Raw genomic sequence first — 18,481 nt, forward strand, 5'->3', positions numbered from 1 at the left:
GAAGAACAACCAATGCAGCAAGTAGTAGCAGAACCACAAGTGGAAGAACAACCAATGCAACAAGTAGTGGTAGAGCAAGTACAAAAGTCAATTTCAAGTACAGAACCAAAAGAGAAAGCATATGTTGTAAATCAAAGAGAGAACGATATGCGAAATGTATTGCACACCCCACCGACATATACTGTTCCGCCATTAGCGTTGTTGTCAATTCCACAGCAATCAGCGCTAGATAATACAGAATGGTTAGATGAGCAAAAAGAATTATTAGATACAACGTTTAATAATTTTCATGTTGGAGCACATGTTATTAATGTATCGCAAGGGCCAGCAGTAACTCGTTTTGAAGTGCAACCAGACCCAGGCGTGAAAGTAAATAAAATTACAAATTTAAGTGATGATATTAAGTTAAGTTTAGCTGCGAAAGATATTCGTATTGAAGCGCCGATTCCAGGGAAGAGTGCAATTGGAATTGAAGTTCCAAATAAAGAAAGTAAGCCAGTATTTCTTCGCGAAATTTTAAGAAGTCCTGTGTTTACAAAGAGTGAATCACCGCTTACTGTTGCGCTTGGACTTGATATTTCAGGGGATCCAATTGTAACGGATATTCGAAAAATGCCGCACGGACTCATTGCGGGTGCAACGGGTTCAGGTAAAAGTGTGTGTATTAACGCGATTTTAACGAGTATTTTATATAAAGCGAAACCACATGAAGTGAAGTTAATGTTAATTGATCCGAAGATGGTTGAGCTTGCACCATACAATTCTGTTCCGCATCTTGTAGCACCTGTTATTACGGATGTAAAAGCAGCGACAGCTGCGTTAAAGTGGGCAGTTGATGAGATGGAGCGTCGTTATGAATTGTTTGCGCATGCTGGTGCTCGTGATTTAACTCGCTATAATACAATTGTAAGTGAGCGAGATATTCCAGGTGAGACATTACCTTATATCGTTATCGTTATTGATGAGTTAGCCGATTTAATGATGGTAGCACCAGGTGATGTTGAGGAAGCAATTTGTCGTATTGCGCAAAAAGCACGTGCTTGTGGTATTCATTTATTAGTTGCGACGCAGCGTCCATCTGTAGATGTTATTACAGGTTTAATTAAATCAAATATTCCAACGCGTATTGCGTTTACTGTATCATCTCAAGTTGATTCACGTACGATTATCGATATTGGGGGCGCGGAAAAATTACTTGGCCGTGGTGATATGTTATTTTTAGGGAACGGTACATCTAAGCCAGTTCGTGTACAAGGTGTATATGTATCGGATGATGAGATTGAAAAAACAGTTGATCATGTGAGAAAGCAAATGAAGCCGAATTACTTATTTAAGCAAGAGGATTTATTAGCGAAAACAGAACAGGCTGAGTCGGAAGATGAGCTGTTCTTTGATGCATGTCAATTTGTTGTAGAACAAGGGGGAGCGTCCACATCTTCTGTACAGCGAAAATTCCGTATTGGTTATAATCGCGCAGCACGTCTCATTGAAGAGATGGAATCGCAAGGGATTATTTCTGAAGCGAGAGGAACTAAGCCGAGAGATGTCCTTATTTCTGAGGATGAATTTGCTGCTATGCAGGAAACGAATGTATAGTCCACGGTTTTGCTGTATACTAATAGAAAATGTTGGATAGTAAAGTAGGGAGTAAAGCGACATGAAAGAAATTGAATTAAAATTAAAAGGTGAAATAAATCGACTAACAAATAAAACATTTAAATTTGACGAACGCGTTGGGGAAGGTTGGTTCTCCGCCGTTTACTTTTTAAAAACTAGAGAAATTATTGAAGAATTTCGCCCAAAAAGTGTTGTAACGATGCAATTTTTCCAAAAAGAAAATGCAGTTCTTTGCGGAACAGATGAAGTGATTGCATTGCTGCAAACATTCGCTAAAAATCCTGAGGAACTTGAAATTAACTCTTTAAAAGATGGCGATAAAATTAGTCCATTTGAAACAGTGTTAACAATTCATGGTCCTTATGAGAATTTCGGATTTTTAGAAGGTGTTATTGATGGGATTTTAGCTCGTCGTACATCGGTTGCAACAAACGTATATAATGTTGTCCAAGCTGCACGTAGTGTAGATAAAGAAAAACCAGTTATTTTCATGGGAGATCGTGACGATCATTATACACAACAAGCTGGTGACGGTTATGCAGCATACATCGGAGGTATGAGCGCACAAGCGACGCATGCAATGAATGAATGGTGGGGCAGAAGTGGTATGGGAACAATGCCTCACGCATTAATTCAAATGTTTAATGGTGATGTTGTAGAAGCGGCAAAAGCATATCATAAGAAATTCCCAGAAGATGAATTAGTTGTACTAATTGATTACAATAATGATGTTATTACAGATGCACTTCGTGTAGCGCGTGAGTTTGGATCAACATTAAAAGGTGTGCGTGTAGATACGTCTCGCACAATGATTGATCAATACTTTATTCGCCATCCAGAAGTACTTGGAACATTCGATCCACGTGGTGTAAACCCATCGCTCGTATTTGCACTTCGCAAGGCGCTTGATGAAGAAGGATTCCAGCATGTAGACATCGTTGTAACTGGTGGATTTGATGAAAAACGTATTCGTGAATTTGAAGCTCAAAAGGTACCTGTTGACATATACGGGGTAGGAAGTAGCTTGTTAAAAATGAATATTGGCTTTACTGGTGATAATGTAGAATTAAATGGGAAACCAGAAGCAAAAGCTGGTCGTAAATATCGTCCAAACCCACGTTTAGAGCGTGTTCAATTAGAAAAAAGAGAAGATATGTAAAAGAGAGAAAAACTGATAGGTGATTGACCCTATCAGTTTTTCTGTTATCATAGTATAGCGGCTTCTTTTTTGCTATAATGGACTTGTTATGGACATATAAAGAAGTACGTACGAGTTTATCCTGATAAGTGAAGGGAAAGAATAACTTCACTACATCAAAAATGTATGATGATTACCAAAATAAGAAAAGATTCATATACTGTCTTATAGATAGGCCGTTGTATTAGTTCGAAATGTTGGAGGTTCTTTAAGATGACAGTTTACCATTTTGTAGGAATTAAAGGAACAGGAATGAGTTCATTAGCGCAAATTCTTCATGATATGAAGCATACTGTTCAAGGGTCTGATTATGAAAAGCGTTTCTTTACACAAACAGCGTTGGAAAAGCGTAGTATCTCGATCCTTCCTTTTGATAAGAATAATGTAGAAGAAGGACAAGTGATTATTGCAGGAAATGCATTTCCTGATACGCATGAAGAAATCGTAGCAGCAAAAGAATTAAACATCCCAGTCCATCGTTACCATCACTTCTTAGGTGACCTGATGAGCCAATACACAAGTGTTGCTGTAACTGGTGCACACGGAAAAACATCAACAACAGGTTTGTTAGCCCATGTAATGCAAGGTGCACACCCGACATCTTACCTTATTGGAGATGGAACAGGGCATGGGGTAGAAAATAGTAAGTATTTTGTATTTGAAGCTTGTGAGTATCGTCGTCATTTCTTGTCTTACAATCCAGACTATGCAATTATGACGAATATTGATTTTGATCATCCAGATTATTTTGCAGACATCAATGATGTATTCAGTGCATTCCAAGAGATGGCATTGCAAGTGAAAAAAGGCATTATTGCATGTGGAGATGATGAAGAACTTCAAAAAATTCAAGCGAAAGTACCTGTTATTTTCTATGGATTTGGAGAAGATAATGATTTCCAAGCACGTAACATTCAAAAGAGAACAGATGGCACGATATTCGATGTATTCGTTCGTAATACGTACTATGACACGTTCAAAATTACAGGATACGGCAACCATAGCGTATTAAATGCATTAGCAGTAATCGCGCTTTGTCATTATGAAAACGTTGATGTAGAAGCAGTAAAACATCAATTAACAACTTTTGAAGGCGTAAAACGTCGCTTTAATGAAAAGCCGATGGGAGAGCAAGTAATCATCGATGACTACGCACACCATCCGACAGAAATTAATGCAACGATTGAAGCTGCTCGTCAAAAACATCCAGAGCGTGAAGTTGTCGCTGTATTCCAGCCACATACATTCTCACGTACAGAAAAGTTCTTAGATGAGTTCGCAGAAAGCTTAAGCAAAGCTGACCAAGTATACTTATGTGATATTTTCGGATCAGCACGTGAAAACAAAGGTGAATTAACAATCGAAGATCTGCAAAAGCGTATTGACGGTGCAGAATTAATTACAGATACAACAACGGATGTATTAAAGAAACATAAAAACGGCGTTTTAATTTTCATGGGCGCAGGTGACATCCAAAAATTCGAAGCAGCTTACGTAAAAGAAGTTCAAGTTGCAGAGAAATAATAGAAAAGACGCATAGCTTGGCTGTGCGTCTTTTTTATGTTGTCGTGGTTGTGCTTTAATGTTGAAACGTCGATATATATGGAGTTGTGTTCGATATATTTCAAAAATCGTTGATATATTGGTACGCGTTTTGAAATATAAATGTTAGAATAATAAGAAAACTGAAAAAGGGACTAAAAAACATGTTCACACTCCGAGTAGATGACGAAATCGAACTACAATTATTAGAAAAACATCATAAAGAGGAATTATATCAATTATTAGATCAAAACCGTAATCATTTAAGAAAATGGCTCCCTTGGGTAGATGGGACAAAATCTGCTGATGCTTATGATGAAATTTTCCCGATGTGGTTAAAGAAGTTTGCAGAGGGAGACGGTTTTGAAAGTGGTATACGTTACAAAGGAAAGCTCGTTGGGATGGTAGGTATTCATCCAGTGAGCTGGGGGAAGAAAGCCGCGAGTCTTGGGTATTACCTTGCAGAAGATGCTGGAGGAAAAGGCGTTATGACGCGTAGCGTGAAGGCTGTGCTTCAATATGCATTTGAGAATTTAAAATTAAATAAAATGGAAATCCGATGCGGTGTTGAAAATGCGAAAAGCCGCGCAATTCCAGAACGTTTAGGATTTAAGTTAGATGGTATTTTACGAGATGAAGAATGGCTATATGATCATTTTCATGATATCGCTGTATATAGTTTATTAGCTTCAGAGTGGAAAGAAATTCGATGAACGAGAAAATTCGTATTGTTCCGTATGAAAGTACGTTTCAAGAGGAAGTAGTAGATCTTATCGTTCATATTCAGCAAAAAGAGTATAATGTTCCCATTGCGAAAGAAGAGCAACCTGATTTACTTGAAATAGAAACATTCTATCAAAACGATCACGGAAACTTTTGGGTAGCAATTTATGATGGTAAAGTAGTTGGAACAGTAGCTTTATTAGATATTGAGAATCATCAAGTAGCGCTAAGAAAAATGTTCGTACAAAAAGAGTTTCGCGGAAAAGAATGGGGCGCATCACATATGTTGCTTCAAACAGCAATTTCATGGGCTGAGAATAAAAAGCTGAAAGATATTTATTTAGGAACGACAGTTAAGTTTCTAGCGGCACATCGTTTTTATGAAAAGAATGGTTTTCAAAGTGTGAGTATAGACGAGTTGCCGAAAAACTTTCCGGTGCTACAAGTAGATAAGAAATTTTATAGGTACATTGTGTAAAAGGTCATTTAGAAATGGCCTTTTTCTATGAACCAAAATGGAAAAAGTGGTATAATTTGGATTAGGGGGTGTAGGTATGAACTTTCCAATTCAAAGAAGTAAGTCAGTAGTCATTTTTGTTTGTCTTACGTTAGTTTTTATGTTTATATATCCAATTGTCATGCTTTTCACTAATAAAGCGCATTGGATGTCAGCGTTGATTGGGATGGGTTTATGCTTCATTGTAAATGTACCACTCGTTTGGGAGGTATTTATTAAAAAACATAAAGTAGAAAATGGCGTATTAAAGTACGGTATTTTAAATGATGATATTGTATTAAAAGATGTGAGAATTATACGTCAGATCGGAAAGTCTCTTGAAATTACGACGAATGCATATAAAGTACATATAATTGCGATGCCGCAAAATATGAATGAATTTTTGGCGCTTATCGAGAAAGAAAATCCACATGTGAAAATAGAAATGGTAGGTAAGAAATGAAATATGTAAAACCTTTGTTTTGTTTGGAAATTTTGCTTGTGTTTGCTATTTGCACTAGAGTATATATGAAATGGGATCTGCCCTTATATGAACCAATATTAATAGGTACTATCGCAGTGGCGCTTTTATATTATTTTCATTTTCAGCAAACAAAAAGTAAGAACAGTAGATCGATATAGGGTGAGGATAATAAAAAAACGCTCGGATATAATTCCGAGCGTTTTTTATTATTTTAAGTTCTCTGGGTTTAAAGCTTCTAATTCAGGTACAACGAAGCGTCCGTCTTTACGGATTAGTACGTCGTCGAAGTAAATTTCACCGCCGCCGTATTCAGGGCGTTGGATGCATACTAAGTCCCAATGGATGTTTGAGTTGTTACCATTCCATGCATCGTCGTAAGCTTGTCCAGGAGTGAAGTGGAAGCTGCCATCGATTTTTTCATCGAATAGGATGTCTCCCATTGGATGTAAGATGTATGGGTTTACGCCGATTGCGAATTCACCAACGTAGCGTGCGCCTTCGTCTGTATCGAAGATTTTATTAATGCGTTCTGAATCGTTTGCAGTTGCTTCAACGATTTGGCCGTTCTCGAACTTAAGTTGTACATTTTCAAATGTATAACCGTTGTAAGGAGATGGTGTGTTGTAAGAAACTGTACCGTTAACAGAGTCACGAACTGGTGCAGAGTATACTTCACCATCTGGAATGTTTAAATGACCTGAGCATTTAATTGCTGGAATGTCTTTAATAGAGAATGTTAAGTCGGTTCCAGGACCAGTTAAACGAACTTTATCTGTTTTATTCATTAATGTAACAAGGCTATCCATCGCCTTATCCATTTTACCGTAGTCTAAGTTACATACTTCAAAGTAGAAATCTTCGAAAGCTTCTGTACTCATTTTAGCAAGCTGTGCCATAGAAGCATTTGGGTAGCGAAGAACAACCCAGCGTGTTTTTGGAACGCGAATGTCTCTATGAACTTTTTTGCCAACCGTTTGGCCATGAACTTTCATACGCTCACTTGGAACGTCAGCTTGTTCATTAATATTATCGCCAGAGCGAAGACCGATATAAGCGTCCATGTCTTTCATTACGCTTGCTTCATATGCAGCGATTTGTTCGAAATGTTCTTCAGTAGCACCCATTAATAAAGAGCGATCTACTTGATGATCTTTTAAAGAGACGAATGGGAAACCACCAGCTGCATATGCTTCTTTTACAAGTGCAGTTACAAGTTCTTTTTGTAAGCCAAAGTTTTCAATTAATACTTTTTCACCTTTTTGTAAGCGGATAGAGTAGTTAATTAAATTGTATGCTAACTTTTCAATACGTGGATCTTTCATATGTAAAGCCTCCCTACTAATTATGTATCCTCTCCTATTGTAACCTACTTAGTGGAATTTGTTGAATGATTTATGTTACAGTTAACGAATAAGTATGAAAATTCTAATGATGAGATAGGGATTAGAATGAAACGGAAAATGATTGTATAATAGGGGAAAGTATGAAAAAGATAAAGGAAGTGATGAAATGCAAGTTCTTTTATATGTAAGTGCGGCTATTATCGCGGTTGCTTTCGCAGTATTAGTAGTGTATGTATGCAGAACGTTGTTATCGGTTCAGAAGACGTTAGAAAACGTTGCAAGCACGTTAGAAGGTTTAGAAAAACAAATGCAAGGAATTAGCGTAGAGACAGAGCAATTATTACATAAAACGAATGCGTTAGCTGATGATATTCAACAGAAGTCACAGTCATTAAATAAAGTGGTAGCGGGTGTAGATGGGATTGGAACGACAATCCAATCTTTAAATACGAAGCTTCGTAATGTATCAGACTCTGTAACAGACGAAATTGAAAATAACGCTGATAAAGTAGCGCAAGTTGTACAGTGGAGCAGTGCGGCGATTGAAGTATACAATCATTACCGTGCGTCGAGACAAGAGAAGAAGGTTGAAAAAGAAGAGCGTAAATTAGAAAGAATTGAGAAAAACGCTGAAAAGAAAGAGAAGCGCTCTAGATTTCGTATGAGAGGTGAATCGTGATGAATATGACAAAGCTTGAAACAATTGAAGAGCTTGAAGTCTTAGTAGAAAAGAATGAGCCGTATGTTCTTTTTAAACATAGTACGACATGCCCGATTAGTCACGGTGCATACACAGAATTTCAAGCGTATTGCAGTGAAGAAAGAGAAGTGCCAGCGTATTACTTATACGTACAAGATGCAAGAGATGTGTCAAATCGTGTTGCAGAACAATACAGTATTAGACATGAATCACCGCAAGTGTTATACATAAAAGATGGGATGGTAGTATGGAATACATCTCATTGGAATATTAAAAAAGATGCTTTAGAAGAGAATATAAAGTAAAAAGAAGCAAGCTAAAGGTGCTTGCTTCTTTTTTTTGTTTTTGTTGAAATATATTTAATGGTACACTATTAATAGTTCAAACTAAATAACTAGATTGTTGAAAGTAGGTTTTAAGTAATGAAGAAAATGGCATTATCCTTCGCAGTCGTAAGTTTATTACTGGGAGCTTGTAGTAACAATAGTAATACGATTAGTAAGAAGGATGAAGTTATACAAAAAGATACAAAAGAAAAAAGTATGATTCCGAGAACTGCTGTTTCTAAAGATTATTATAGAACTGTTATTCCTTTAAAAGAACAAAAGGTTATTAATACAGCTAATATAAAAACAAATTCTAAATTAGATTTAGCAGAGTATGAAAATGGTTTAATAAATATTGCAACGCAGCAATTTGATACAGAGAGCCACGTACTGCAATTAAATCAGTATATTCCAGAGAAACTAGTTGATGAACTAGTTGCGAAAGTAGAAGCGCCAGTTTTGACGAATATTATAGAACAAGACTATTTCGGAAAACAGAATTCAAATGAATTAAGTTTATCTGGTGTTATGATTGGCTTAGCTATGTCTTCAAGTGTATCGAATGAAGAAGCTATGTCTAAAGGGTCTGAAGTTGCTAAACAACTTATTGAAGCTATTAACAAAAATGATAAATATAACAAATCTCCAATTACGTTTGCTATCTTTAAGCAAGAGAGTACAAGTTCTTTAAAAAATGGTACGTATATTGCTAGTGCTACTGTTCAAAAGAATGATACGAACCTTGGAAATTGGAGTACAATTGATGAAAAGTCGTATTCATATCCTTCTGATGAATTTACACAAGCACATGGAGAAGATAATACAAAAATAACTAACTTTGCTAAGGAAATAAAAGGTTTTTCTACTGGAGATTTTATTCCAGTCAACGCAAAAGTTTCTTATAAGAAAGATCAAATGGATACATTAAATATGAATATTGTTATTAAATATAACGGTAAAACAGAATTAATGGCTCTTACCCAATTGGCTGCGCAAGGTATGTTGGACAAATTGCCTAAAGATGCGAAAGTACAATTACAGATCAAGTCCGAGAGTAAAATCGAGGCCGTTATTATAAAAGAGAAAAACAGTGATAAACCGTTTGTTTCCTTCTTGTAAAAAAGACAGTATGTAAACTGTCTTTTTTTTTATTGTAAATGAAAATATACAATGTTTTTTGATGATAATTCATTGCTGTATATCGTGTGACAATCGTATATGTATCAACTATAATAAGTTATCTTAAAAAAGTAATATATAGGAATTTGAAAGATGTGGCTTTTTTATGGCATCACAACAATTAGGTCGTTTACGTTCTGAAATTGATCAACTTAATTTACAAATATTAGAGTTATTAAACGAAAGAGGTCGTCTCGTACAAGAAGTTGGTACTTTAAAAGAAGTATAAGGTGTGAAACGTTTTGATCCTGTACGTGAAAGAAATATGCTGGATTTAATTGTAGAGAATAATAATGGTCCATTTGAAACTTCGACTTTACAACATATTTTCAAACAAATTTTTCAAGTTGGTTTAGAGTTACAAGAAGAGGATCATCGTAAAGCACTACTTGTGTCTTGTAAGAAAAAATAGAAGATACGATTGTTGAAATTAATGCGTGGTGGTGCTTTCAAGCCACATACTTCACCGTATGATTTTCAAGGTCTTGGATTAGCAGGATTACAAATTTTAAATCCAAATGATATTGAGATGTCATTAGATTACGTTGATGTTATTCAAATTGGCACTCACAATATGCAAAACTTTGATTTGCATATTGTGAGTGCTGTAAATAAACCAGTATTATTAAAACGTGGTCTATCAGCAACGATTGAAGAATTCATTAATGCGGCAGAATATATGATGGCAAAGGGAAATGGGAACATTATTTTATGTGAACGAGGTATTCGCACGTATGAAAGAGTGACGCGTAAGACGCTTGATATTTCCGCTGTACCGATTTTAAAGAAAGAAACACATTTACACCTGTTGTTGTCGATGTAACGCATTCTACAGGGCGACGTGACCTTCTCTTATCAACTGCAAAAGCAGCGATGGCAATTGGTGCAGACGCAATTATGGCTGAAGTACATCCAAATCCCGCTGTAGCTTTATCAGATGAGGCGCAGCAAATGAATATTCCGCAGTTCAATGATTTTATGAATGAATTAAAATCATTTGGAAGTAAATTGTAAAAAATTTTAATGAGCTGTTCCAATAAGGCGTTTTGGGGCATCTGTATAGAGACTGTCATTGTCGATTTTTGTTGGTAAGTTGATATATTTAAAAAATCGCTGATATAATTAGAGTTGTGGTAGATATATTTGGAAAATCGCTGATATATTTCGAGTTACGGTTCATATATTCGAAAAATCGTCGATATAAATTTCATTTACTATCGTACCGCTTAAAATAAGATTTCTACTTAGGAAACATCTATTTTTTTACAAAAAATGCTCTTTTTTCATAAAAAATACGAAAATACGAGAAAAGAAGCGAATTTTTTCGAAACTTTTGCGGGAAAATATTGTATGAGCCTGCGTTTTTATCGTATCATTAGTAAAAGGAAGAACTCGGGACGATTGGTGGCATCTGCAAATAGAGTTGATGTCTTTTTTTCATTCAAGTAACCGATACATAAAAATAGATAACAAAAATAGAAGGAGTGTGCGATGAGATGAACGTAACAATCTATGATGTAGCGCGCGAAGCGAACGTTTCAATGGCTACCGTATCACGCGTTGTGAACGGTAACCCAAATGTAAAGCCTACAACAAGAAAGAAAGTATTAGAAGCAATTGATCGTTTAGGGTACCGCCCAAATGCGGTAGCACGTGGACTAGCAAGTAAGAAGACAACTACAGTAGGTGTTATTATTCCTGATATCTCAAATACGTTTTATGCAGAACTTGCACGTGGAATTGAAGATATCGCAACAATGTACAAATATAACATCATTTTAAGTAACTCTGACCAAAACAAAGAGAAAGAGTTCCATTTATTAAATACGATGCTTGGAAAGCAAGTGGACGGAATTGTTTTCATGGGTGAAGATATTACAGACATTCACATTGAAGAATTTAAAAAATCTCCAGTACCAATTGTATTAGCAGCGTCATTCGATGAGCAAAATGAAACGCCATCAGTAAATATTGATTATACACAAGCAGCTTACGATGCAATGAAGCACTTTATTGAGCAAGGACATAAGCGTATCGGTTTCGTCTCTGGTCCATTCATTGATAAAGCGGGAAGCGCGAAAAAGTTACAAGGTTATAAAAAAGCTTTAGAAGAAGAAGGTATTTCATATGATGAAAATCTTGTAATCGATGGAGATTACACATATGACTCAGGTATCGAAGCATTCGAAAAGCTTTGGAGCAATGATGAAAAGCCAACAGCAATCTTCGTATCGTCTGATGAAATGGCACTAGGTGTAATCCACGCAGCACAAGACGCTGGATTAAACGTACCAACTGACGTAGAAGTACTTGGTTTTGATAATACACGCCTTGCATTAATGGTTCGTCCGCAACTTTCAACAGTTGTACAACCGATGTATGATATCGGTGCAGTAGCAATGCGTCTATTAACAAAGTATATGAACAAAGAAAAAGTGGAAGATCACACTGTTATCTTACCTCACCGTATCCAATTTAGAGATTCAACGAAGTAAGTATAAAAAAGCTCACAGCATTTGCTGTGAGCTTTTATTTGTATTCAGGATAGTATTTTTGTACTACTGTATCTGCCGTGTTATTTTTCTTAACGTGTAAAAATCTTGCGTACAATTCTTTTCCAGTTTCAAATGGGGTATCGTCTAATTCAAACACATGCAACACTTTTCGGAACGTCCATGTGATTTGCTCATCATACATATTATCGTATGTGTGCTCCGATTGTATAGCTATCTTTTCACCTAGTTCATGAGCTTCTTCTAAACTGTTTGCCTTAACAAGAATAATACTTTCTTCAAAAAGTGTATCGTGATTCTCTTCATAATGCTCATCAATTTTCGTAGGATCAGGCTCACCGGTATGAACAGACTCAAACAATAATTTTACAGCGTACACATTATGCTGCATGTTTCACTTTATAAATAATACTTGCGACAAGCGAAGCAGGTATTGTAAATACGTTACTTTGATAATGGTAATGTACTTGGGATTCTTCATAAGACATGTTGTCATATAGTTCGTTTTGTGAGACATTCATTTTTTTCTGTTTTTCTTTGAGCATTTTAATGTAGTTGTACTGTATTGGGACGAGAATGATGAAATAAGCTAATACGATTAGTGAAATCCAAATCATTATGAACACTCCCTTACAAAGAATATTTGTATATGGTAATTATATCAATTTATATGAAGAATATCCATATTTTCCTAGTGGTCAATTTCTTTTCCAAAATGCAAAAAGTTCTTCAGCGCTTCGTAAATTATGTTCAAGGCATGTTTGGGCAGTGCGTTTTAAAACTTTGTATTAACTGTTCAAATCTAGAAGGGTCATATTGTTTCACATGGCCAGTAATAATGGTTTCATCTTTGTCTAAGTCAATTGTAATTTAATCGAATCACTCTACTTGTTTAAAATATCCTACAATATCATCTTCCAATTGAAATTCTCCCTAGTTTATAGCTTATTTAGAAGATTTCTCTATAAATTGTATGATTCCTTGTTATATGTCACATAAGTGCAAATTTACCTATTATAGGGCAATGTCATGTATAATAGAAAGAAAAGGCTTGTGAGGGGGGAGAAGAGATGATCGTTCTTTGGATAATTACGCTTTGTATGACTGCTATTTTTGCATATATGACGTTAAAACAAAATGGCTTAAAGCGATTTGTTCCAGGAAGTATTCTTGCAGGAATTGCCCTTATCACGTATGTAATTTCTATTTTTATTGAAAGTGTATCAGTAGATATGAGCACAAGTTTAATGTTTATTGGTATTACACTATTTGCAGGTAGCATTATGGTACTTATGGTTGCTGGTATTATTTTATTTATTCATATGAATTCGGAAACGTTATAGCATATAGAAAAGGCATGTCCCGAGGGACATGCCTTTTTATCCGTTCAATTATGCTCTATCTTTAGAAGAGTTTTGCTGTTTTAGTAAGTCGCGAATTTCGCCAAGAAGTTCTTCTTCTTTTGTTGGTTCTGGAAGTTCTTCCTCTTTTTCTTCTTCTCTTTTAGATGTTAGTTTGTTGAAAACTTTAACAAACATAAAGATAGCAGCTGCAATAATTAAGAAATCAAAAATAGTTTGGATGAAGTTACCATACATAATAGATGATTTACCGAATGTAATTTTTAAATCTGTAAAGTCAACGCCACCTAATACCATACCAAGTAATGGTGTGATGATATCTTTTACTAAAGAACTAACGATTTTACCGAATGCAGCACCGATTACAACCCCGACAGCTAAATCGATTACATTACCTTTGAATGCGAATTTTTTAAACTCGTTCCACATGTGTTAATCCCATCCTTTCCACGATTCATTATGAAATTTATAATTCCTATCAACATATTCTATAGAAATTTACGAGAGAAATAAAGAGGAAATGGGAATGAAAGTAAATTCTGAAAAATGTATCCGTTTTAATTTTTGTTTACATCATCTAGTAAAGATTGTAGCATTTGCTGCGTTTTTAATCCTTCTAATCCATCTACAACAGGCTTTGTATCCCCGTGTACACATTCAATAAAATGATGAACAGCATCTTCAAAACCACGTTGTTTTAACGTCGTATCCCATGATGGGGAACCGCTTTGTGAAACTGAGTTTTCCTGTTCAATTTCAAATGTGTTCATATTTTTTACGCGAATGATTTTCCCTGGCGTTACAAGTTCAATTTGTTCTAAATTTGTACCGGCATGGCGATGCATTGCAGTAGAAAGTAACAGTCCACTTGGAGTTGTATATGTATGATGTCCGTAAAGAAGTTCATTCTTTTCATTGATTTGCATCATATTGTGAACGACGTTAAGGTCATTATTAGCTAACCAGCGAGCTGTATCTACAATGTGTAAATAATCATCTAACATAGTGAAATCGTACGTATATGGCCCGACTTTATTTGTGCGATGCTTTTCAATTCGAATCCATGAAATATCATTAGCCTGTTCTTTGGCAGCGACATACATAGGAACGAATCTGCGATTAAATCCGACCATTAATTTTCGGTTATATTTCTCGCTCAACTCGACTAGTTGCTCAGCTTGTTCCACTGTAGCTGCTAGCGGCTTATCAACATAAACGTCGATCCCTTTTTTCAGAAGTTCAGAAACGATTTCATAATGTGATGCAGTTGAACTATGCACGAAGATTGCATCGCATTCCGAAGCTAACATTTCAATAGAATGAAAGTCTTGAATCCGGTATTGCTGGCAAACTTGTTTTCTTTTTTCTGCGTTAGGTGTAAACGCCCCTACAAAATTCCAATCAGTTTCTTTTGTAAGTGTTGGAAGATAGGCCTTTTGCGCAATACTTCCAAGTCCAATCATCCCAATTTTAGGTTTGTTCATTTTTATTCCCACCCTATTAATATTAATGTAACGGCTTAAATGTAGCATAGGGTGGGGGAGGAAGGCAAAAATTAGCTTTTTACTTACGTCCTTCTAACAAAATCTTCTCTATCTCTTCAAAGTGATGAGCGCGAGCATGCTCTAACGGGGTAACACCATCATGGTCTGGAATATTTACATCTGCACCGTGCTCAATAAGAAGGCGAATGACTTGTTGCTGTGTTTCGTTTCCGTTATTTAGTACGATGGCTTCCATTAAAGCTGTCCATCCGAGGTTATTTACATGATTTACATCAATATTTGTTCGAGTGAGGAGTTCTTTTATAACTTCAATATAGCCATGTTCTGAGGCTGGGATAAGAGCTGTTCCACCGTAACGATTTGTAATCGTAGGATCTGCACCAGCATCAATTGTTAGCTTTAAAATGTCTAAGTAACCTTCCGCACCGGCGTATAGAAAGGGATTGTTTTTCATGTCATCTTGGATATTTACATCAGCACCAGATTCGATAAGCGCTTTTGCGGTTTTTACATCATTTTTGTATGTAGCAATCATAAGCGGAGTGCGTCCTTGATTATCCGTCGCATTTATATTTGCGCCTTGTTTTAGTAAAGATATAACAGTATTCGTTTCATTTTTTTCAGTAGCTGCTAGTAGTGCAGTCTCCATGTTTGTCATCTCCTTTTTTACTTCTTGTTCTTGCGAGCATCCTTGTAAAAAAATTACGCAACATATCATACTGAATGTTTTTTTGAACATGGAATTTCAACCTCCTAATTTCAACTGTAAAATAGGAACATTAAATTTTTATAAACTGACGCTAAAATTACTATAAAATCGCTTGAGTATTTGAACATATATTTTTATGCTTATGAATATGAAGGATGGGTAAAGTGAGGATGTAAATGATGTCTATTAAAACAAGGTTTTTATTTTCTTATATTGCTGTAATTCTCGTTTCTATTACGCTCATATTAGTCGCGGGATTTTTAATTGTTTTTTCGATAACAGGTGACTTGGAAGCAGTGAAAAATTTCTATAAAAGTTCTTACATTCAAAAGCCGCTTACACCAGAAGAAGAGAATGCCTATCTTGAATTAAAATTAGCGGCAAAGCAACATCAATCTCAATTATTAGATGAATCGTTCGTTTCATCAATTGAAAAAGAAGACGTGAAAATAATTGTAAGAAAGGGAGAAAACATTTCTTATGCTACAAAGGGTTTTGAAAGTTCGACTTTAACAGAAGCCCTTCCGAAATTTGAAGCAGCAAATATTAATAGTCGTGGTACAACGGAACTAGGTGATACATTTTATCGATATGTAAAATTTGATTTTTATTTTGCAGAGAAAGAAGAAGGGAGTATATTTGTACTAAAAAAGCAAAGTTCATTTGTAGATCTTACACAAAAATTATTTCCAATCTTATTCGTATCGCTTTTACTATTAGCTATTTTACTTATTGGGTTATTAAGTTATCTCGTTTCAAGAAGTGTAATAAAACCAATTTTTGTATTGAAAGGCGCAACAGAGAAAATTAAAGAAGGAAATTTAGATTTTCAAATGCCAGTTACATCACACGATGAAATAGGTCAATTAAATCAAGGATTTGAGGAAATGAGGAAGAAGTTAAAAGAATCGATTGAAGTACAAACGCAGTATGAAGAAAATCGAAAAGAACTTATTTCAAACATATCGCATGATTTAAAAACACCGATTACATCTATTATCGGATATGTAGAGGGAATAAAGGACGGGGTAGCAAATACGCCAGAAAAAATGGATAAGTATTTAACGACAATTCACACGAAGGCAAAACATATGGACACACTCATTGATGAACTCTTTTTGTTTTCAAAGCTCGATTTGAATCGAGTTCCATTCCAATTTGAGACAGTTGAATTAAATACGTTTATGCAAGAATTAATAGAAGAGATGCAGATGGATTTAAGTGAAGAAGGTATAGAAGTTAACTTACAATTACATTCATCGCCATTATATGTAACGGCTGATTGCGAAAAGATAAATAGAGTTATATCAAATTTAATTCATAATAGTGTGAAGTACATGGATAAAGAAGAGAAGAAAATTACTGTAACAGTATCGAGTGATAACAATAAAGTTATTGTGAAAGTGATGGACAATGGATCAGGTATAGAATCTGATACGCTACCGTATATCTTTGAACGTTTTTATCGTGCAGAACAATCGCGAAATTCTAGCACAGGTGGAAGTGGACTTGGTTTAGCAATAGCGAAGCAAATTGTTGAAGAACATGGCGGGGAAATTTGGGCGGAAAGCGAGCTTGGTAAAGGCACAAGCATTTTCTTCTCATTGGAAAAAGTAGAGGAATGTGGTGAGTAAATTGAAAAGAATTTTACTAATAGAAGATGAAGTAAGTATTGCAGAATTACAGCGAGATTATTTAGAAATTAATGATTTCCAAGTTGATGTAGAGCATTCAGGAGAAACAGGTTTACAAATAGCCCTGCAAGAAGAATATGATTTAATTATTTTAGATATTATGCTCCCGAAAATGAACGGATTCGAAATTTGTAAACAAATACGTGCTGTAAAAGATATTCCGATTCTACTTGTTTCAGCAAAAAAAGAAGATATAGATAAAATTCGCGGACTCGGATTAGGAGCGGATGATTATATAACGAAACCGTTTAGTCCAAGCGAATTAGTTGCAAGAGTAAAAGCACATATTGCCCGTTATGAAAGATTATCAGGAAATGTAAGTAAGCAACGTGATACGTTATATATTCACGGAATTTCTATCGATCAACGAGCGAGGAAAGTTTTTATAAACAATGAAGAAGTGGCATTTACAACGAAGGAATTTGATTTATTAACATTCTTTGTAACACATCCAAACCAAGTATTAAATAAAGAACAGTTATTTGAACGCATTTGGGGATTAGATTCCGCTGGTGATTTAGCCACTGTTGTCGTCCACATTAGAAAGCTACGTGAAAAAATTGAAAGAGATCCTGCCCACCCGCAATATATTGAAACAGTATGGGGAGCTGGTTATCGTTTTAATGTGTAGGGAACCTGCCGAGTAATTGGCAGGTTTTTTGTATGTTATTCGAATGAAAAGGAAGGAATAGGTAATTTATGTTAAAATGTAAAGAGAAACAAAACAGAGGAGAGCATGGGGAGCGTGCTATATGTTGGGGGATATATTAAAAGATAATAAATCAAACAAGGCTTTAAAGATTGGAACTAATATCGTACTTATCTTATTGATTATTGGTGCAATACAAATGTTTTATGATGAAGATTCTACGAATGATCATTTTGGTTGGTTCTTTTTTGCGATCTTTTGGGTAATTAAAAGCATTTCTAGCTCTAAGGTAAGTTTAAAAGATAGAGATAAAAAGTCGGTATTACTTGATGTGGGTTTAGTTGTTATTTCTTGTATTTTTTTAGTTGTTTTTAGTGTGAAATATTTCTTTTGAAAAAAGCTCATAGTCTTATAGAGGCTGTGAGCTTTTTGTTGAAAAATT

The 18,481-nt window shown here is 35.4% G+C and carries 21 protein-coding genes and 1 pseudogene; 16 read left to right on the forward strand and 6 right to left on the reverse strand.

The window, feature by feature from the left end:
• From IBT51_RS16505 to IBT51_RS27075, 7 genes are all read left to right on the forward strand, one after another.
• On the forward strand, window positions 1-1,596 hold a 1,596-nt coding region (locus IBT51_RS16505; RefSeq protein ID WP_234465805.1), incomplete at its 5' end, for a DNA translocase FtsK.
• Between the two features lie 61 nt (window positions 1,597-1,657).
• Window positions 1,658-2,776, forward strand: coding sequence for a nicotinate phosphoribosyltransferase (locus IBT51_RS16510; RefSeq protein WP_000658372.1), 1,119 nt, complete (start codon window positions 1,658-1,660; stop codon window positions 2,774-2,776).
• Between the two features lie 252 nt (window positions 2,777-3,028).
• Window positions 3,029-4,339 (forward strand): UDP-N-acetylmuramate--L-alanine ligase, encoded by a 1,311-nt coding sequence (murC, locus tag IBT51_RS16515; RefSeq protein ID WP_000219469.1) that lies wholly within the window; start codon window positions 3,029-3,031, stop codon window positions 4,337-4,339.
• Between the two features lie 182 nt (window positions 4,340-4,521).
• Window positions 4,522-5,070, forward strand: a complete 549-nt coding sequence (locus IBT51_RS16520; protein ID WP_053563537.1) for a GNAT family N-acetyltransferase — start codon at window positions 4,522-4,524, stop codon at window positions 5,068-5,070.
• A complete protein-coding gene (locus tag IBT51_RS16525; protein WP_069356313.1) occupies window positions 5,067-5,558 on the forward strand; it encodes a GNAT family N-acetyltransferase in 492 nt (163 codons plus the stop codon). Before IBT51_RS16520 ends, IBT51_RS16525 begins: the two co-directional genes overlap by 4 nt.
• 76 nt (window positions 5,559-5,634) lie before the next feature.
• Window positions 5,635-6,039: a PH domain-containing protein gene (locus IBT51_RS16530; RefSeq protein WP_069356312.1), complete on the forward strand. Its 405-nt coding sequence runs from the start codon at window positions 5,635-5,637 to the stop codon at window positions 6,037-6,039.
• The gene (locus IBT51_RS27075; protein ID WP_023523191.1) at window positions 6,036-6,218 is read left to right on the forward strand and encodes a hypothetical protein; all 183 of its coding nucleotides are present in this window, start codon (window positions 6,036-6,038) and stop codon (window positions 6,216-6,218) included. Before IBT51_RS16530 ends, IBT51_RS27075 begins: the two co-directional genes overlap by 4 nt.
• Window positions 6,219-6,266: 48 nt before the next feature.
• Here IBT51_RS27075 and IBT51_RS16535 read toward each other — a convergent pair whose 3' ends face one another.
• Window positions 6,267-7,382 (reverse strand): aminopeptidase, encoded by a 1,116-nt coding sequence (locus tag IBT51_RS16535; protein WP_000654729.1) that lies wholly within the window; start codon window positions 7,380-7,382, stop codon window positions 6,267-6,269.
• A 187-nt stretch (window positions 7,383-7,569) separates the two neighbouring features.
• Between IBT51_RS16535 and IBT51_RS16540 the strand changes: the two genes are divergently transcribed.
• The 5 genes and pseudogenes from IBT51_RS16540 to ccpA all read left to right on the forward strand — a co-directional run bounded on the left by IBT51_RS16540 (window position 7,570) and on the right by ccpA (window position 12,103).
• Window positions 7,570-8,082: a DUF948 domain-containing protein gene (locus tag IBT51_RS16540; protein WP_001197721.1), complete on the forward strand. Its 513-nt coding sequence runs from the start codon at window positions 7,570-7,572 to the stop codon at window positions 8,080-8,082.
• The gene (gene ytxJ, locus IBT51_RS16545; RefSeq protein WP_001057469.1) at window positions 8,082-8,408 is read left to right on the forward strand and encodes a bacillithiol system redox-active protein YtxJ; all 327 of its coding nucleotides are present in this window, start codon (window positions 8,082-8,084) and stop codon (window positions 8,406-8,408) included. Before IBT51_RS16540 ends, ytxJ begins: the two co-directional genes overlap by 1 nt.
• 117 nt (window positions 8,409-8,525) lie before the next feature.
• Window positions 8,526-9,548: a CamS family sex pheromone protein gene (locus tag IBT51_RS16550; protein WP_000738029.1), complete on the forward strand. Its 1,023-nt coding sequence runs from the start codon at window positions 8,526-8,528 to the stop codon at window positions 9,546-9,548.
• Between the two features lie 166 nt (window positions 9,549-9,714).
• Window positions 9,715-10,622: pseudogene (locus IBT51_RS27230) on the forward strand (bifunctional 3-deoxy-7-phosphoheptulonate synthase/chorismate mutase).
• A gap of 482 nt (window positions 10,623-11,104) precedes the next feature.
• The gene (ccpA, locus tag IBT51_RS16570; RefSeq protein WP_001103303.1) at window positions 11,105-12,103 is read left to right on the forward strand and encodes a catabolite control protein A; all 999 of its coding nucleotides are present in this window, start codon (window positions 11,105-11,107) and stop codon (window positions 12,101-12,103) included.
• Window positions 12,104-12,137: 34 nt separating this feature from the next.
• Here ccpA and IBT51_RS16575 read toward each other — a convergent pair whose 3' ends face one another.
• Both IBT51_RS16575 and IBT51_RS16580 read right to left on the reverse strand, forming a co-directional pair.
• Window positions 12,138-12,500, reverse strand: coding sequence for a DUF4288 domain-containing protein (locus IBT51_RS16575; RefSeq protein ID WP_157676196.1), 363 nt, complete (start codon window positions 12,498-12,500; stop codon window positions 12,138-12,140).
• 1 nt (window position 12,501) lies between these two features.
• Window positions 12,502-12,738 (reverse strand): DUF3949 domain-containing protein, encoded by a 237-nt coding sequence (locus IBT51_RS16580; RefSeq protein WP_000637899.1) that lies wholly within the window; start codon window positions 12,736-12,738, stop codon window positions 12,502-12,504.
• Between the two features lie 453 nt (window positions 12,739-13,191).
• Here IBT51_RS16580 and IBT51_RS16585 point away from each other — a divergent pair, with 453 nt between their 5' ends.
• Complete coding sequence (locus IBT51_RS16585) at window positions 13,192-13,464, forward strand: DUF3917 domain-containing protein (protein ID WP_000636589.1); 273 nt, start codon at window positions 13,192-13,194, stop codon at window positions 13,462-13,464.
• Window positions 13,465-13,512: 48 nt separating this feature from the next.
• Here the strand turns inward: IBT51_RS16585 and mscL are convergent, their stop codons facing one another.
• The 3 genes from mscL to IBT51_RS16600 form a co-directional block, all read right to left on the reverse strand.
• Window positions 13,513-13,911, reverse strand: coding sequence for a large-conductance mechanosensitive channel protein MscL (gene mscL / locus IBT51_RS16590; protein WP_000267003.1), 399 nt, complete (start codon window positions 13,909-13,911; stop codon window positions 13,513-13,515).
• Between the two features lie 128 nt (window positions 13,912-14,039).
• Window positions 14,040-14,966 carry a Gfo/Idh/MocA family protein gene (locus IBT51_RS16595; RefSeq protein ID WP_023523189.1) on the reverse strand — a complete coding sequence of 309 codons (927 nt, stop codon included), beginning with the start codon at window positions 14,964-14,966 and terminating at the stop codon, window positions 14,040-14,042.
• Between the two features lie 79 nt (window positions 14,967-15,045).
• The gene (locus IBT51_RS16600) at window positions 15,046-15,726 is read right to left on the reverse strand and encodes an ankyrin repeat domain-containing protein (protein ID WP_053563542.1); all 681 of its coding nucleotides are present in this window, start codon (window positions 15,724-15,726) and stop codon (window positions 15,046-15,048) included.
• A gap of 149 nt (window positions 15,727-15,875) precedes the next feature.
• Here IBT51_RS16600 and IBT51_RS16605 point away from each other — a divergent pair, with 149 nt between their 5' ends.
• The 3 genes from IBT51_RS16605 to IBT51_RS16615 all read left to right on the forward strand — a co-directional run bounded on the left by IBT51_RS16605 (window position 15,876) and on the right by IBT51_RS16615 (window position 18,433).
• Window positions 15,876-17,330, forward strand: coding sequence for a HAMP domain-containing sensor histidine kinase (locus tag IBT51_RS16605; protein WP_197235860.1), 1,455 nt, complete (start codon window positions 15,876-15,878; stop codon window positions 17,328-17,330).
• 1 nt (window position 17,331) lies between these two features.
• On the forward strand, window positions 17,332-18,021 hold the full coding sequence (locus IBT51_RS16610) for a response regulator transcription factor (RefSeq protein WP_003271808.1): 690 nt from the start codon (window positions 17,332-17,334) through the stop codon (window positions 18,019-18,021).
• 121 nt (window positions 18,022-18,142) lie between these two features.
• A complete protein-coding gene (locus IBT51_RS16615) occupies window positions 18,143-18,433 on the forward strand; it encodes a hypothetical protein (RefSeq protein ID WP_000900160.1) in 291 nt (96 codons plus the stop codon).
• The last annotated feature ends 48 nt before the right edge of the window (window positions 18,434-18,481 follow it).

The organism is Bacillus sp. S71 (genome assembly GCF_016625265.1).
GTDB classification, from domain to species: Bacteria; Bacillota; Bacilli; order Bacillales; family Bacillaceae_G; genus Bacillus_A; species Bacillus_A cereus.